General features: G+C 53.6%; 14 protein-coding genes. 8 read left to right on the top strand and 6 right to left on the bottom strand.

Annotated features, from left to right (window positions below; genetic code table 11):
- The first annotated feature begins 38 nt into the window (after window positions 1–38).
- A complete protein-coding gene (locus SGBXF1_RS17260) occupies window positions 39–1,700 on the top strand; it encodes an alpha-keto acid decarboxylase family protein (RefSeq protein WP_186427250.1) in 1,662 nt (553 codons plus the stop codon).
- On the opposite strand, the gene SGBXF1_RS17255 is transcribed toward SGBXF1_RS17260, so the two are convergent.
- Entirely contained in the window at window positions 1,676–2,566 is an 891-nt protein-coding gene (locus SGBXF1_RS17255) for a LysR family transcriptional regulator (protein WP_037423721.1), read from the bottom strand. The genes SGBXF1_RS17260 and SGBXF1_RS17255 overlap by 25 nt on opposite strands.
- Before the next feature lie 157 nt (window positions 2,567–2,723).
- Between SGBXF1_RS17255 and SGBXF1_RS17250 the strand changes: the two genes are divergently transcribed.
- Both SGBXF1_RS17250 and SGBXF1_RS17245 read left to right on the top strand, forming a co-directional pair.
- Window positions 2,724–3,176, top strand: coding sequence for a multidrug/biocide efflux PACE transporter (locus SGBXF1_RS17250; protein WP_037423717.1), 453 nt, complete (start codon window positions 2,724–2,726; stop codon window positions 3,174–3,176).
- 66 nt (window positions 3,177–3,242) lie between these two features.
- A complete protein-coding gene (locus tag SGBXF1_RS17245; protein WP_130381580.1) occupies window positions 3,243–3,935 on the top strand; it encodes an aspartate/glutamate racemase family protein in 693 nt (230 codons plus the stop codon).
- On the opposite strand, the gene SGBXF1_RS17240 is transcribed toward SGBXF1_RS17245, so the two are convergent.
- Window positions 3,932–5,179, bottom strand: a complete 1,248-nt coding sequence (locus tag SGBXF1_RS17240) for an ion channel protein (protein WP_061808074.1) — start codon at window positions 5,177–5,179, stop codon at window positions 3,932–3,934. The two genes, SGBXF1_RS17245 and SGBXF1_RS17240, sit on opposite strands and share 4 nt — an antisense overlap.
- A 340-nt stretch (window positions 5,180–5,519) precedes the next feature.
- On the opposite strand from SGBXF1_RS17240, the gene glk reads away from it, so the two are divergent.
- On the top strand, window positions 5,520–6,485 hold the full coding sequence (glk, locus tag SGBXF1_RS17235; protein ID WP_186428531.1) for a glucokinase: 966 nt from the start codon (window positions 5,520–5,522) through the stop codon (window positions 6,483–6,485).
- A gap of 64 nt (window positions 6,486–6,549) precedes the next feature.
- Here glk and SGBXF1_RS17230 read toward each other — a convergent pair whose 3' ends face one another.
- The gene (locus SGBXF1_RS17230; protein WP_186427249.1) at window positions 6,550–7,776 is read right to left on the bottom strand and encodes an L-lactate MFS transporter; all 1,227 of its coding nucleotides are present in this window, start codon (window positions 7,774–7,776) and stop codon (window positions 6,550–6,552) included.
- A gap of 397 nt (window positions 7,777–8,173) precedes the next feature.
- On the opposite strand from SGBXF1_RS17230, the gene SGBXF1_RS17225 reads away from it, so the two are divergent.
- Window positions 8,174–8,506: a DUF2502 domain-containing protein gene (locus SGBXF1_RS17225; RefSeq protein ID WP_061808070.1), complete on the top strand. Its 333-nt coding sequence runs from the start codon at window positions 8,174–8,176 to the stop codon at window positions 8,504–8,506.
- 10 nt (window positions 8,507–8,516) lie between these two features.
- On the opposite strand, the gene SGBXF1_RS17220 is transcribed toward SGBXF1_RS17225, so the two are convergent.
- The 3 genes from SGBXF1_RS17220 to SGBXF1_RS17210 form a co-directional block, all read right to left on the bottom strand.
- Window positions 8,517–9,251: a LytR/AlgR family response regulator transcription factor gene (locus SGBXF1_RS17220; RefSeq protein ID WP_061808069.1), complete on the bottom strand. Its 735-nt coding sequence runs from the start codon at window positions 9,249–9,251 to the stop codon at window positions 8,517–8,519.
- Window positions 9,248–10,939: a sensor histidine kinase gene (locus tag SGBXF1_RS17215; RefSeq protein ID WP_037423770.1), complete on the bottom strand. Its 1,692-nt coding sequence runs from the start codon at window positions 10,937–10,939 to the stop codon at window positions 9,248–9,250. Before SGBXF1_RS17215 ends, SGBXF1_RS17220 begins: the two co-directional genes overlap by 4 nt.
- 108 nt (window positions 10,940–11,047) lie before the next feature.
- The gene (locus tag SGBXF1_RS17210; RefSeq protein ID WP_186427248.1) at window positions 11,048–12,292 is read right to left on the bottom strand and encodes a DUF1479 domain-containing protein; all 1,245 of its coding nucleotides are present in this window, start codon (window positions 12,290–12,292) and stop codon (window positions 11,048–11,050) included.
- Window positions 12,293–12,480: 188 nt separating this feature from the next.
- Between SGBXF1_RS17210 and SGBXF1_RS17205 the strand changes: the two genes are divergently transcribed.
- From SGBXF1_RS17205 to SGBXF1_RS17195, 3 genes are all read left to right on the top strand, one after another.
- Window positions 12,481–13,020: a GNAT family N-acetyltransferase gene (locus SGBXF1_RS17205; RefSeq protein ID WP_037423693.1), complete on the top strand. Its 540-nt coding sequence runs from the start codon at window positions 12,481–12,483 to the stop codon at window positions 13,018–13,020.
- A 121-nt stretch (window positions 13,021–13,141) separates the two neighbouring features.
- Entirely contained in the window at window positions 13,142–14,377 is a 1,236-nt protein-coding gene (gene alaC / locus SGBXF1_RS17200; RefSeq protein ID WP_061808067.1) for an alanine transaminase, read from the top strand.
- A gap of 111 nt (window positions 14,378–14,488) precedes the next feature.
- The gene (locus tag SGBXF1_RS17195; RefSeq protein ID WP_037423688.1) at window positions 14,489–15,013 is read left to right on the top strand and encodes a cytochrome b; all 525 of its coding nucleotides are present in this window, start codon (window positions 14,489–14,491) and stop codon (window positions 15,011–15,013) included.
- Window positions 15,014–15,031: the final 18 nt, after the last annotated feature.

Genomic DNA, 15,031 nt, shown 5'->3' with positions numbered 1-15,031 from the left:
TTAATAATAACAATCACAACCATTGGCAGGTGATGATCATGAATAAAAACTATACGGTGGCTGATTACCTACTCGATCGTTTGGCTCAGATCGGCATCCGGCATTTCTTTGGCGTGCCTGGCGACTACAATCTGCAGTTTCTCGATCACGTAATCGCTCACCCGCAGATCACCTGGGTGGGATGCGCTAATGAACTCAATGCTGCTTATGCCGCAGATGGTTATGCGCGTTGTAAACCGGCGGCGGCTTTGCTGACTACTTTTGGTGTCGGTGAACTCAGTGCGGTCAACGGCATAGCGGGCAGCTATGCGGAATATCTGCCGGTGATCCATGTTGTTGGTGCGCCGGCGTTACGTGCGCAGCGGGCTGGGGATTTACTGCACCATTCGCTGGGTGACGGGGATTTTGGTCATTTTGCTCGGATGGCGAAAGAGGTGACTGTCGCGCAAGCTAGTCTCACCGCCGACAACGCAGAGTCGGAGATCGATCGCCTGTTGACCACCGCGTTGTTTGAGCGTCGTCCGGTCTACTTGCTTCTGCCGAGTGAGGTGGCAGAAGCGCCGTTGGCGTCCCGACCAACGCCGCTCATGTTGAGGCAGGCTAATCTTTCACAGGCATCACTACAGGCATTTATCGCGGCCGCACGTGAAATATTGCTTCCTGCCCGCCGGGTTTCGCTGTTAGCAGATTTTTTGGCGGAACGTTTTGGTGCTGAAAGGGTGTTGGAACAATGGATGGCGGAGGTCGACATGCCGCATTCGACGATGCTATTGGGAAAAAGTGTGTTGGATGAAACGCATGCCTGCTTTACCGGCACCTATGCTGGTGCGGCCAGCGATCCACAGGTGAAACAACTGATTGAGAATGCGGACGTTGTCATTACCGTCGGCGTGCGTTTCACAGATACCATTACTGCTGGTTTCACTCATCATTTGCCTGCGGAGAAATGTATTGATATTCAGCCATTTGAAGCACGAGTAGGGCATCAGGTATTCAGCCAGATCCCGATGCATGATGCGGTTATAGCACTACACCAGTTAACGTTGTCGCTGGTAAAACAATGGCAATTACCGACTATCCGGCGCCCAACCTTGCCGGAACCTAACGGTACGGGGTTGGAACAACACGGTTTTTGGCAGCAGATTCAGCATTTTTTACGACCAGACGATATCCTGATCGCCGAACAGGGCACCGCGTGTTTTGGCGCGGCGGCGCTTAACTTGCCTCACGGGTGCAGGTTTATTGTCCAGTCACTGTGGGGATCTATCGGTTATACCCTGCCAGCAGCGTTCGGTGCACAAACAGCGGAGCCGGATCGGCGAGTGGTGTTGTTGATCGGCGACGGTTCGGCACAGCTCACGGCGCAAGAACTGGGATCGATGCTGCGCGATGGGCTAAAACCGGTGATCTTCCTGCTGAATAATGACGGGTATACCATTGAACGGGCAATCCATGGCCCACAGCAGCGTTATAACGATATCGCTCAGTGGAACTGGACGCAGCTGGCGCAGGCATTGGCGGGTGAACATCCGGTGAAAACGTTACGGGTCACCGAACCGGAACAGTTACGCCAGGCTTTAAAAGAGTTAGCGAACAATCAGCAACTGGCTTTTGTGGAAGTGGTGCTGCCGAAGATGGATATTCCCGAATTGCTGGATACCATCTCGCGCGCGATTCAGTCGCGTAATGCGGCGGCTTGATCTTGATCGCTTTCCAGTAGCCGTTCCAACATCCAATACCCCGCTGGTCCTGGCGGGGTCAGTTTTGACCAAACCGCATCCACCGATATCAGCTTGGGCCAGCCGCGCGGACGTAGCTCGGTAAGTTTGTTGTGACCATATTGCTGAACCAGCCAGTGCGGCAGTACCGCCCAACCGAACCCTTGCTCTGCCATTTCCAACAACAGCAGATAGCTGGGCGCGGACCATACTAGACCGCCGGAGCGGGCGGTTTCAGCGCCGGTATAGGTGTTCAAGATAAGTTGACGCGTACTGGAGAGTTGTTCAGGTGTTGGTGTGACAGTCTGTGCCAATGGGTGCGTATGTGCGATGAACAATCCCATTTCTGTCTGTTCCGGCAGCCGTGCAAAACCGATATCCGGCGGATAACTGGCCTGCACTTCAACCATGCCAATATGCGCGCGACCACTTTGTAACAGATCTAGCACGTCGCCGTCTTCGGCGATCATCCACTCCAGTTCGATATCTTGATAGCGCTGTTCGAAACGTTGCATAAGTCGGTCATGATGCTTCGGCTGATAGGTATCTGAGAACACCAGGCTGAGACGTGGCTCGATATTGCCCGCCAACCGAATACTCAGTGCGTCCAACCGCTCGCTGGCGGCGAGGATTTCCTGCACATGGCTCAACACTTTATGACCGGCCGCGGTCAATACCGGTTGGCGCGCCTGGCGATCAAACAGGATCAGCCCAAGATCGGCTTCCAGATTGGCAATAGCAGTACTGATGGTGGACTGGCTTTTGCGTAGCTTGCGTGCGGCGGCAGAGAATGAGCCAAGGGCGGCGGCCTCGACAAATGCCAGCAAGGCTTCAGGGGAATAGCGCATGATGTATCTACTTTATCGATGGAACCTATCTTTAATCTAATCAAAAAGTCGATAATAATCACCTGGTTTTCGTAGGGGGCGAATAAATTCGCTTCTATTAATACGGGCGCAGCTTGCAGCGCCCCTACAAATTCATAAGGTAAAAAACAGGTGATGTATGCAACTGCAAAACAAGTCTTTCATTGAACGTATCGTCCACGCCGTCGGTTTTGAAGCCATCGCAGTGATGATCTGTGCTCCATTGGGCGCGTGGTTGCTAAACCGTTCGATGGTACAGGTCGGTGCGTTGGCGGTGATGTTGTCCACCGTCGCCATGGTATGGAACATGGTTTATAACACTGTTTTTGACCGCCTGTGGCCAGTGGGCCGCGTGGTGCGTAATCTTAAGGTGCGGGTGTTTCATGCCCTGGGCTTTGAGGCCGGGTTTGTGTTGATCGGCGTGCCGATTGCTGCCTGGATGCTGAGCATTTCTTTTGTGCAGGCGTTTATGCTGGAACTTGGTTTCTTCCTGTTCTTTTTGCCGTACACCATGTTCTATAACTGGGCGTACGATACCCTGCGTCAGCGCTGGTTCGACGCGCGTCAGCCGGTCAATTCCTCGGCCAAATAAGACGTCGTCATCACTGCGACTCTCAGGTAATGTTGAATAATTGCAGCAATGACGGAGGAGCAAGCGATGAAAATATTGGGCCTGCTGGGCGGCATGAGTTGGGAATCAACCATACCTTATTACCGCATGATCAATGAACAGGTGAAAGAACGCCTTGGGGGTCTGCATTCGGCCAAAATCGTGCTCTACAGCGTTGACTTTCACGAGGTTGAACGCCTGCAGCATCAGGGCGATTGGGATGGAGCGGGGCGTTTGTTGGCTGCGGCGGCAGCCTCGCTGCGTGCCGCCGGTGCGCAGGCCATCGTCATTTGTACCAATACCATGCACAAGGTGGCGGATGCGGTTGAGCAGGCCAGCGATTTGCCGTTGATTCATATCGCCGACGCCACGGCATTGCAGGTGCGCCAACAGGACATTCGCCGCGTTGGGCTACTCGGCACGCGTTTCACCATGGAGCAAGAGTTTTACCGTGGACGCTTGCAGGAAAAATACGGTATTGAGGTGGTAACCCCAGTCGCGGCGGATCGTGACATCGTACATCGCATTATTTATGAAGAATTATGCCTGGGGAAAATTCGCGAGAGCTCGCGTTCCGAGTATCGCCGTATTATCGGCAGCTTGGAACAGCAGGGCGCACAAGGCATTATTTTCGGTTGTACTGAGATTGGCTTATTGGTTGGCGCGCAGGATGCGTCAGTGCCGGTATTCGACACCACCGCAATCCATGCGCGCGCTGCTGCGGAATACGCGCTTGCCTAATCGTCGTGTGGCGTTTGGCGTCTGCCAACAAGCATCAGTGGTTTGCCCGCCAGCACCAGCCAGGCGGGCAACATCACCACACAGAGTATGGGCAGCAGGTGCAGCTCCGGTACAACGGCAACGGCCATAAACAGGCTGAGCCAGCCGTCACGCGTGACCACCAATACCAACCCCATAATGGCGCAGGAAACGGTAATCGCCGCTGGTACCGCCGGAACATGCTGATGCAGCATCAGGCCCAGCGCCACCCCGACAAACACCGCCGGGAAAATACGCCCACCACGAAAGCCGCTGGCGGCAGCAATCACTAAAGCTGCCAGCTTGGCCAGTGTAATCAGCAGCAGCTCCGTGACCGAGAAATTCTCACCCATCGCCAACTGCTTCATTTCATCAAGCCCTTTAAACAGGGTTATGTCGCCGCCGATTAACGCCAGCAGCCCGAGCACAAAACCGCCTAACCCCAGCATCAGCACCGGATTTTTTATCGAGTGGAACAGACGGTGGGCGTGCGGAAAGCTCCATAGCGCCACCATGCCCAGCGCGATGGCGATCAGGGCGACGATGGAACCACTGAAAATATCCGTCAGCCGGGTGATGGTGTACGGATCAAGCTGCAGGGCAAAGTTTGGCGTGAAAAACAGTTGAGTCGTGACCGCACCGGCCGCCGCCGCCATTAACGGGGCAAATAGCCGATCCCACAGCGGCACGTCATTATTGCCTGCCAGCGTTTGTGAAAAGATCAGCGCAGCGGCAACCGGGGTACCGAACAGTGCGCCGATGGTGCCGGCCGCGGCCAGAATAATCCAGTCCATGCGTGGGACTTTCGGTAGCAGGCGCGAACCGATTGCCACCACCAGCGCAATATTGATGGCGGTGATCGGGTTTTCCGGCCCCAGACTGACACCACCCACCAGGCCAACGATCAATGCCAGCGTAAGACCGGGCAGTGCCGAAAGCGGTAATGGCATGCCGATCAGCGATTCAGTGGCCGGATCCGGTCCCGCATGGCCAGGCATATAACGGATTATCAGCCCAACGGCGACACCGGTCAGCGTCAGAATACCGATCAGCCACCAGGGCGAATGAGTATCGATATTCATAGCCGCAGGAATATTCACCCACAGCAGCCGCTGCAGCGCATCGGCGAATTTCATCACCAGAATAAGAACCAGGCTTGAGGCCGAACCGATAACAAGAGCGGGCAGAGCGAAAGCCAACATGGCATTGGCGCGCGGGTGCAGCATGCAGGGATCCCTTATCAATGGCCCTGGATGGCAGGCCGAACGGGTGATGGTTATGGCCACAGCGTGCCAGACAATCGGCTCGCTGGCACGCAAAGATATTTCTGGCCGGGCGTGAAGGGCACAGCCGTTTAATAGTGCCTTTCTGTCATGTCGGTTAACAGTGATCGCAGCGCGTTTTTTGCCGCAATTTGTTTCAAATGGGTCAGGGAAGGGGGGGCTGAAACGTTTTTTGTGATCAAGATCGCTAATGGGTGGCCGCGCAGAGGATGGTGATTGTTGTTTTTGCAGCGGGATTTTACAGTGTGGGCAGCTTTCTATTATTCATTTTGCGGAGAAGATACTGATGACTTATGCCCTCGTAGGTGATGTAGGCGGCACGAATGCCCGCCTTGCGTTGTGCACTGTGGCGACGGGTGAAATTACCCAGGCGAAAACCTATTCCGGTCTGGAGTTCGACAGCCTGGAGGCCGTGATTTGCCAATATTTAAAAGAGCAGAATATCCAGGTACAGGACGCCTGTATCGCGATTGCCTGCCCGGTCACCGAAGACTGGGTGGCGATGACCAACCATACCTGGGCATTCTCAATCAAAGAGATGAAGGCCAATCTGGGACTGAGTCATCTGGAAGTGATCAATGACTTTACTGCCGTATCGATGGCGATCCCGATGCTGTCGCAAGATGACGTATTGCAGTTCGGTGGTGGCAGTGCGCAGAAAGACAAGCCGATTGCGGTGTATGGTGCCGGCACCGGTTTGGGGGTGGCACATCTGGTACACGTTAATCGTCGCTGGGTCAGCCTGCCTGGTGAGGGCGGTCACGTCGATTTCGCACCGAACAGCGAAGAGGAAGATATCATTCTGGAAGTGTTACGTGCTGAAGTTGGGCATGTATCTGCCGAACGCGTGCTATCCGGGCCGGGATTGGTCAATCTCTACCGCGCTATCGTCAAGTCAGATAACCGCCTGCCAGAAAAGCTGGAGCCGAAGGACATTACCGAGCGCGCACTGGCCGATAGCTGCATCGACTGTCGCCGTGCCCTGTCGCTGTTCTGCGTCATTTTGGGGCGTTTTGGCGGCAACCTGGCGCTGAACCTCGGCACTTTTGGCGGCGTTTACATTGCTGGTGGCATCGTGCCGCGCTTTATGGAGTTCTTCAAAGCCTCTGGCTTCCGTGCGGCGTTCGAGGATAAAGGGCGTTTCAAGGATTACGTGCACGATATCCCCGTATTTATGATCACCCATGTACAACCCGGTTTACTGGGGGCTGGCGCTCACTTGCGCCAGACGCTGGGTATGCATTTGTAAGCGAAAACAGTGATAAAAAAAGGGGCGCAACCGTTAAGTTGCGCCCCTTTTATAGTTCAAGGGATTAGGCTTTGGCCAGCTCCACCTGCGAGAAGTGTTCTTCTTCCTGCGCAACGGCTTTCGGTGCCTTGATGAACAGGGTGATAGCCAGTGAAGCAACGGACAGTACACCAATCACCATAAAGGTCGCGTGGAAGCCGCCGAAGTATTTAGCGACAAACGATCCGGCCAGTGCGCCCAGACCGAAGCCCTGATAGATGATGCCGTAGTTTTTGCTGTGATTTTTCAGGCCGAAGAAGTCACCGACAATCGCTGGGAATACGGTGATGTTGCCACCAAAGCAGAAGGCGACGGCGCCGACGCAGATGAAGAACAGCGTGTGGTTCAGGGTGAGGAAGCTCAGCGCCACAATCGCCAGCACGGTAACCAGCATGGTGAAGCTGATGACGCGCATACGGCCCACTTTATCTGACAGCGTACCCAGAATGATACGTCCCGCGGTGTTGAAGATAGCAACAGCAGATACGGTATTGGCGGCAGTCGCTAAATCCATCCCCGCGAGTTGAACGCCCATGTCTTTCACGATACCAATCAGGTACAGACCGCTCATGCAGGCAGCGAAGAAGATGATGAACAGCAGGTAGGCTTCTTTGGTCGCCAACATCTGACGTACGCTGAAGTCATTGCCCAAGCCACCTGCGCTTTGCTGTGCAGACTGGCTTACCAGGACCGGCTCTTTCAGCAGCAGGGAACCCAGTACAATCAGCGCCATCACAATGGCACCCCAGTAGAAGAAGGCGGACGAGACACCAACGTCGGCAATCAGTGCGGCGTTAACGTATTTGAACAACAGGCTACCGCTACCGAAAGCACCCACCGAGATGCCGGAGATCAGTCCCTTGTTGGCCGGGAACCATTTGATCAGGTTAGACAGGGTAGAGATGTAAGCAATACCGACCGCAAAACCGACCACCACGCCGGCCAGCAGATAAATCATATCCAGTGAGCTGACGTAGGCGCTGGCAATCAGACCCAGGCCAACCAGGATGCCTGAGCACAGTGTCAGGTTGCGGATACCGAAACGCTCTTGCAGTTTACCGGCAAACAGCGTGGCGAAAGCCAGGAAGAAGCTGGTGATGGAGAAAGTGGTCGCGACGTCGCCGAGGCCCCAGTGAAACTTGTCGACCAACGGCTGGTTGAACAGGCTCCAGGTATAGATAGTACCGAGGCCCATCTGACAGATGATGGTACCCAGAACGATTAAGCTGCGATTTGCCGGTTTGGTGTTCATGGCCGGGCTCCTTCCTGTGTGTGCATTGCCGGGCGTTAGCCGTTGGCTGAAATTTGCGGGCGATGTCGTGAACCCCGCGGTATGGGCATATTATATGGCTGGTAGTACCAGCCGGCGGCGGATCGGGAATGAGTTGCACGAAGGAAGGAATGAAATGCATCTGGTGGTGCATGAGTTGCCGTTTTAGGGGGTAAAAGGGGATGAAATGCACCTGATGACACGTGATCTATATCAAGAATGTTAGCGATTTATCGCTAATCTCCTCGTCACGATTGTGTTTGAATTGTGAAGGATGTGTGTGAAAGGCGTAAATGGGCATTGTTCCTATAGAGCGGCGGGTGGCGCAGATCTATGTTATCTGCGAACGGACGGGTTCCGCTCTGTAGGAGTCGTTGAAATGAAGAAAACAGTGTTGTTATTGGCCGCGTTGCTGTCACTGCCGTTGGTGAGTCATGCGGACGTATCTATCGGCGTGAATGTGCCAGGTCTGTCATTGCACATTGGCGATCGTGATAACCGTGGTCATTATTGGGACGGTTACCGCTGGCGCGACCCTCGCTGGTGGTCTGAGCATCGGGTTTATGAACGCCCGCGCGGTTATTATTATGGTCCGCCACCACGGGTGATTTATTACGGCCCGCCACGGCGTGAATGGCATGATCGCCCGCATTACCGCATGCCACCGCCACCCCCTCCGGGCTATTACTATGGTCCTGGACCGCGCTGGTAATCTCTGGCGATCATAACCGCATGAGTTTGCGAAACTCTTTGACTTTACTGCGGCTGACTGGCACTTCGAAATCCAGGTCACTCAGCCGCAGAATATAGGTATTGTTGAACCAAGGCACAATTTCGCGAATTTTCGACAGATTGACACAGTAAGAGCGGTGACAGCGGAAGAAATGCTCTTCAGGCAGGCGGCTGTAAAACTCGGTGAGGTTCATCGGCATCACAAATTCTTCGCGCCGGGTGTAGACCCGCGTCACTTTTTCATCGGCAGCGGCATAGTAGATGTCGTTAATGTCGGTAACGATAATCCGTTCGTCTTTGATCAAATTAATGCTGTTACTGTTGCGGCTTGGTGCACTGGTTTGTTCCGGTAGACTTGCGGGACGGTTATGCAGTGCCTCCAGCTTTTGCAACATGGTGACGATTCGCGCTTCGTGATAGGGCTTGAGGATGTAGTCAAACGCCTCGATTTCGAAGGCTTCTACCGCATGCTCTTTGTAGGCGGTGATAAATACAATCGAAGGGCGGTGGGCAAATTTACTGATATTTTGCGCCAACAGAACCCCATCCAGCGATGGGATGTTGATGTCGAGGAAAATGGCATCGACCTGATGGTTTTGCAGGTACTTCAACACGTCCAATCCATCCTCGAAGGTGGCTTCGATGACGATATTGCTGTGTTTTTTGATCAGGTAGCTGAGTTCTTCCTGGGCGAGGAACTCGTCTTCAACAATGATGGCTTTCATGATGGCTCCCCGGCGGGCAGTGCGCTATTTTCCACCTGTAGTTTGCCGCCATTTTTGCTGATGTAAAAGGCAATTTCGGTACCGGGTTCGAGACGGCGAATACGCAGACCTTCACCGTACAGTAAGGATACCCGGTGATGCACGTTCAGCAGACCTATATTGTGCCCTGGCATTTCGTTGCGGGCGACGCGTTCGATGACGCTCTGATCGATACCGTGCCCTGTGTCTTTGACCGAAATTTTAACCCTGTCACCCTGGTCTTTCACTGCAATCACCACCACGCCCTTGCCTTTACAAGGTTGGATGCCATGTACAATGGCATTCTCCACTAATGGCTGGATCAGCAGGCTGGGGATACGCACCGAAATGTCGTCATCGATGTCATAAATCACCGTCAGCTTGGCGCCAAAGCGTGCTTGTTCGATCGCGATATAGTCCTGGATCTGATGCAGTTCCTTACGGATATCGATCAGTTCGTCGTTCAGTTCCAGGTTATAACGCAAGTAGCGTGACAGATTGATAATCAGCTGCCGTGCGGTGTCCGGATTGATGCGGATCGAAGAGGAAATCGCGTTCAACGCATTAAACAGAAAGTGCGGGTTAATCTTGCTTTGCAAGGCGCGCATTTCCGCTTTATCCGCCATCTGGCGTAGATGCTCAATGCGTGACACCTCCATCTGGGTCGAGATAATTTGCGACAGGCCGACAGCCATCACTTTCAGCGTATTGGTGATTTGGTGTGCATGGCAGTAGTAAATTTTCAGCGCGCCGGTCACTTCGCCTTTCTCCCACAGCGGGATCACCAATTGCGAGTGGATCTGCGGCGTGGCCGGATTTTCCAGGTTGTTTTTGATGATGATCTTACCGTGCCGGATGCTTTCCCGAGTCACCCGACTCAACCCTTCACGGCCCATCGGATAAGCTTCTTCGCCCACACCGACATAAGCCAAAACCTGGTGAGTATCGGTGATTGCTACGGCGTCGGCCTGAATATCATGGCGAATGATGTCGCAGATAGTAGCCAGTGATTCGCTGTTAATATTGCGGAAATAGGGCAGCGTTTTGCGGGCGATGTCCAGTGCCAGCTTGGCCTGACGGGCGGCGATCACTTCTTTTTCGTCTTCAACGCTCTGCACCAGCAGCACGATAAGGCCGATACACACCGTACCAAGGATCATCGGTAGCGCAATCTGGGAAACAATATCCAGCCCCAGCTCGGTCGGCTTAGCCCACAACACAATCAACAACATGGTTAAGCATTCGCACAACATACCGCCGAGGATCCCGGCCCGCCAACGCTGCTCTTTTTTTACCTTCAGATTGATATACCCGGCGCTGATACCGGCAATGATGCTGGTAATCAGGCAAGGGATGGAGGTAATGCCGTCGATATCGATCAGGTAGCGGTGCACCCCGGCGATGATGCCGGTAACGATCCCCACCCAGGGGCCGAACAAAATGCCGCCAGCCATGATGGCGATCACCCTTACGTTGACCAGCGAGCCTTCAACATTGACACCGGAGTAAGTACTGAACAGCGCAAACAGCGAGAAAATAGCGGTGACCATACCCAGTTCAAGCGGCGTATGGTCCTCTTTCTGCAGCAATTGGCGGAACAACCGGGTACGGGTGAGGAAGAACAGGCAAATTAGCATCAACGCGGCGCGGTCAAACACCGCTAGCAGCATTTCAAAAAAAGGGTGCACGACAAGCTCTCGTTGCGGTGGAAATAGGGGAGAAGTATATCACAGCGTAGGGACCCGTGGCGGCCGGACGGCGCACCACGGGGGATGACGTTATTTAATGCCTAACTGTTCTTTGCCGAGCGGTGTCAGTAAGTCGATTGTGGCACGACCAATGAAATCAACTTCGAAATCATCCGGGGCGAAATCCGGTGGTGTTTTGCCAGAAATAAAGCTGGGCAGTTGGCGTTGCAGGTAAGCATCGTTTTTCTCGCAACCCGGCGCGGCAGCGATGTACATCACGTTGCTGTCGAATTCACCGTGATGTTCGTTTTCTACGGCATGAATGACGTCGCAATGCCAGAAAACAGTGTCACCGGGCTCTAAATCAGGAATAGGGGAAATCCCACTGATTAAAAGGGGATGCCATTTCTCTGATATCGAGAGTGCACGACCGGGAGCTGCATCGCACAGATCGTCATCGGCAACGTCATCTTGTAGTGCACGCAGCAGCACATAGGCCATGGCGTTGGCGACAGGGACCAGGTTCAGTGTGCCTGCATGGGTTCGCTGTGGCGTCAGTGCCGTCCAGCCCTGAAAGGTACGGAACATCGAACACACTGCCGGTGAAGCTATCTCACGCACTTCAGTACGGCCATCGGCGGCGAACGGGTCATAATCCTGCCAGTTGCCGGAGAACACATGACGATAGACATAGCGGAAGTTTTCATCCAGCCAACGCTCAATGGTGCCGCTGTCTACGTGCGGTGACAGGCCCAGCGATGAAGAGTTCGGTGGGCGGCGGCGAGTGCGATCGGCATAGGTCGTGACACGCGTTGGGTCAAAATGTTGTTTACCGTTACTTTCGGTTTCCCACAGGCTGTTGAGGAATACCTGTACCGCGTGCATGCGGGCGTCTTGACGTGCTTCTACCTGCGGTTTCGACCAGTAAATACCGTAAATTTGTGGCTTGCTGGCAGCCAGTTTGCCGAAATAGTTGTCTTCTGCCGCGCCTTTTAAGCGCTCGACGAAGTTGTTGCGGTCGAGGTAATTGCCGATTTCTCGGTTCCACTCAGTGGCTTTCTCGCGGGGAAATACACCACGGATGGCACAAGCGCCGCGCTGTTTGATCAGCGTTTTTTGCTGCTCGCTGACGCGTTGTTGCAGGATATCTTCGGCATCGATTTGCGGAACCGGGTTCTGACCGGCAGCCAATTCCTGGCGGATTTGTTCGACCTGCTGGCGGATATTGTCCTCCAGCGCCAAAAAGGTTTCACGGTAATTCGGTAATGCTTGTCGCAATTGCTGTTTGACGCTTTTAATCGCGCTTGGAATATCGTCAATGTGTAAAGAAGCCATGGTGTTCTCCTCGTGCTGCGGGTGGGCAACGACGAACGGTTGTAGGGGACCGGGTAAGGCGTTATGGTTTTGTTGTTTTAACGTTAATTATTATCTGAATTTAATAGAGGAAAATAAAGGGATATCTTTCATTCGTAACTTCCTCATTTTCGTTTTTCGGAGATTTATGTTTTTAGGAGGCAAAAGCAATGAAGTTGGTCACTGAGCGCTTGACCCTGCAGTCGCTGACTGCCGACGACTGGCCGCTATTTTTACGTCTGTATCAGGATCCGCTGGTGATCCACTACATCGCCGATCCATGCAGTGAAGAGGATATCCGCAGTCGTTTCGAGGCCCGTTTACCGACCTGGGATAAGCACCTGGATCAATGGTTGTGTTTGGTGATCCGCGATAAGGCAAGCGGGCAGGCGCTGGGTATGACGGGCTTTCGTTCACAATGGTTACCCTATCAACAGGCCGAAGTCGGTTTTGGCTGTTTGCCTGAGGCACAGGGCAAAGGGTATGGCAAAGAATGGTTGCCGGCAGTGCTGGATTTTGGTTTTAACGCCTGCGGTTACCACAAGGTGACGGCCACTGTGACCGCAGGCAATATCGCTTCGCGTCGACTGCTGGAATCCTGTGGTTTTCTGTTGGAAGGCACGTTGCGTGATAACTACCAGTTGGCAGGTCAATGGCGCGATGACTGGCAGTTCGGGCTGTTGGAGCAGGAATTCAGGGGCGCTAAATAAAAATATTGTGCCGGGTATCGACAAGCCTGCCAAGGCTGAGATATGTTCAATATCCGGTCAATCTTTAGGTTGGCCAGCGTCGCTCGGATGGTCCGGGCGCTAACGTCTCTTCGAGGTATCTATGGCTGATAATAGTCCGCAACGCCGTTTTACGCGTATTGAACGTCTTCCCCCTTATGTATTTAACATCACCGCCGAACTGAAGATGGCTGCACGCCGTCGCGGCGAGGATATTATCGATTTCAGCATGGGTAACCCCGACGGGCCAACACCGCCGCACATTGTGGAAAAACTCTGTACCGTTGCACAACGTGACGATACCCACGGTTATTCCACCTCGCGCGGTATCCCGCGTTTACGCCGTGCTATTTCACGCTGGTACGCTGATCGCTACCAGGTGGAGATCGATCCCGAAAGCGAAGCCATTGTCACCATAGGGTCAAAAGAAGGGCTGGCACACCTGATGTTAGCGACGCTCGATCACGGTGACACCGTGCTGGTGCCGAATCCGAGCTACCCTATCCACATTTACGGTGCGGTGATTGCTGGTGCTCAGGTGCGTTCGGTGCCACTGGTGGACGGTGTGGATTTCTTTGGTGAGCTGGAGCGCGCCATACGTGAAACCATACCGCGCCCGAAAATGATGATCCTCGGCTTCCCGTCGAATCCGACGGCCCAGTGTGTTGAGCTGGACTTCTTTGAGCGCGTAGTCGCACTGGCTAAACAATATGATGTGTTGGTGATCCACGATCTGGCCTATGCCGACATCGTCTATGACGGATGGAAAGCACCCTCGATCATGCAGGTGCCTGGCGCCAAGGACATTGCGGTGGAGTTTTTCACGCTGTCGAAAAGCTACAATATGGCGGGCTGGCGAATTGGTTTCATGGTCGGCAATCCCGAGCTGGTCAACGCGCTGGCGCGCATCAAAAGCTACCACGACTATGGCACCTTCACCCCTCTGCAAGTCGCGGCTATCGCTGCACTGGAAGGCGATCAGCAATGCGTATTGGATATTGCAGAGCAATATCGTCAACGCCGTAATGTGCTGGTAAAAGGGCTGCATGAAGCAGGCTGGATGGTGGAAAACCCGAAAGCCTCTATGTACGTTTGGGCAAAAATTCCAGAGCCTTATGCGCACCTTGGCTCATTGGAGTTTGCCAAACGCCTGCTGGCGGAAGCCAAAGTTTGCGTCTCGCCAGGTATCGGCTTTGGTGACTACGGCGATACCCACGTGCGTTTCGCGTTGATCGAAAACCAGGACCGCATTCGTCAGGCGGTGCGCGGTATCAAAGCCATGTTCCGGGCTGACGGGCTGATCAAGCCAAGCAAAAGCAGTCCTACGGTGACCAAATAATCCTTTTGGGCCGGCGCATTCGCTCCGGCCTTTTTTCTTTCTGCTAAGGTTTTCTTCATCATTTACCCACTATCCTCTAATAAGATTTTCTTTATTTATCAGGAAGAGTGTATGGGTAATCGTTACGCGAAATCACAGATCGTTTTGCACTGGCTGACGTTACTGATGGTGATCCTGACTTACTCAGCAATGCTGCTGAAGGATTCGGTACCGGATGATATGGCGCCACTGGTAAAAAATCTGCATTTTAACTTTGGTTTGATGGTCTTCTTGCTGATGTTCATCCGGCTTGGGCTGCGGCGGCGTTATGCCACACCGCCAACCACGCCACCACTTGAGGAGTGGCAGGAATGGAGCGCAAAAATTTTCCATGTCCTGCTTTATGTGTTGTTCCTGACCTTACCGGTGCTTGGTGTTCTGACGCTGGCTTATGGAGGGAAAGAGTGGGTGTTGTTGGGTTGGCAAGTTCCGCAATTCGTTACACCGAATCCGATACTGCGTAATGTTATTAAAAGCACGCACGAAACGCTCGCCAATACCGGCTATTTTATTATTGGCGCGCATACGTTGGCAGCGCTATACCACCATTATCTGCGTAAGGATGACACTCTACGCCGCATGATGCCGGGAAAATAGCAGAAGTATAGAAACAAC

Origin of the sequence: Serratia grimesii, from assembly GCF_900186025.1 — a bacterium.
GTDB classification, from domain to species: domain Bacteria; phylum Pseudomonadota; class Gammaproteobacteria; order Enterobacterales; family Enterobacteriaceae; genus Serratia; species Serratia grimesii.
The sequence above is the reverse complement of the archived record's forward strand: the minus strand, read 5'-3'. Positions and strand labels throughout refer to the sequence as shown.

What these genes read in the sequence shown, in the direction of transcription:
- SGBXF1_RS17205 (WP_037423693.1), top strand. Translation starts at nt 12,481, where the DNA reads ATGAAGTTGGTCACTGAGCGCTTGACCCTGCAGTCGCTGACTGCCGAC.
- SGBXF1_RS17220 (WP_061808069.1), bottom strand. Translation starts at nt 9,251, where the DNA reads ATGAAAGCCATCATTGTTGAAGACGAGTTCCTCGCCCAGGAAGAACTC.
- SGBXF1_RS17250 (WP_037423717.1), top strand. Translation starts at nt 2,724, where the DNA reads ATGCAACTGCAAAACAAGTCTTTCATTGAACGTATCGTCCACGCCGTC.
- SGBXF1_RS17215 (WP_037423770.1), bottom strand. Translation starts at nt 10,939, where the DNA reads ATGCTGCTAGCGGTGTTTGACCGCGCCGCGTTGATGCTAATTTGCCTG.
- SGBXF1_RS17225 (WP_061808070.1), top strand. Translation starts at nt 8,174, where the DNA reads ATGAAGAAAACAGTGTTGTTATTGGCCGCGTTGCTGTCACTGCCGTTG.
- SGBXF1_RS17260 (WP_186427250.1), top strand. Translation starts at nt 39, where the DNA reads ATGAATAAAAACTATACGGTGGCTGATTACCTACTCGATCGTTTGGCT.
- SGBXF1_RS17210 (WP_186427248.1), bottom strand. Translation starts at nt 12,292, where the DNA reads ATGGCTTCTTTACACATTGACGATATTCCAAGCGCGATTAAAAGCGTC.
- SGBXF1_RS17240 (WP_061808074.1), bottom strand. Translation starts at nt 5,179, where the DNA reads ATGCTGCACCCGCGCGCCAATGCCATGTTGGCTTTCGCTCTGCCCGCT.
- SGBXF1_RS17195 (WP_037423688.1), top strand. Translation starts at nt 14,489, where the DNA reads ATGGGTAATCGTTACGCGAAATCACAGATCGTTTTGCACTGGCTGACG.
- SGBXF1_RS17230 (WP_186427249.1), bottom strand. Translation starts at nt 7,776, where the DNA reads ATGAACACCAAACCGGCAAATCGCAGCTTAATCGTTCTGGGTACCATC.
- alaC (WP_061808067.1), top strand. Translation starts at nt 13,142, where the DNA reads ATGGCTGATAATAGTCCGCAACGCCGTTTTACGCGTATTGAACGTCTT.
- SGBXF1_RS17255 (WP_037423721.1), bottom strand. Translation starts at nt 2,566, where the DNA reads ATGCGCTATTCCCCTGAAGCCTTGCTGGCATTTGTCGAGGCCGCCGCC.
- SGBXF1_RS17245 (WP_130381580.1), top strand. Translation starts at nt 3,243, where the DNA reads ATGAAAATATTGGGCCTGCTGGGCGGCATGAGTTGGGAATCAACCATA.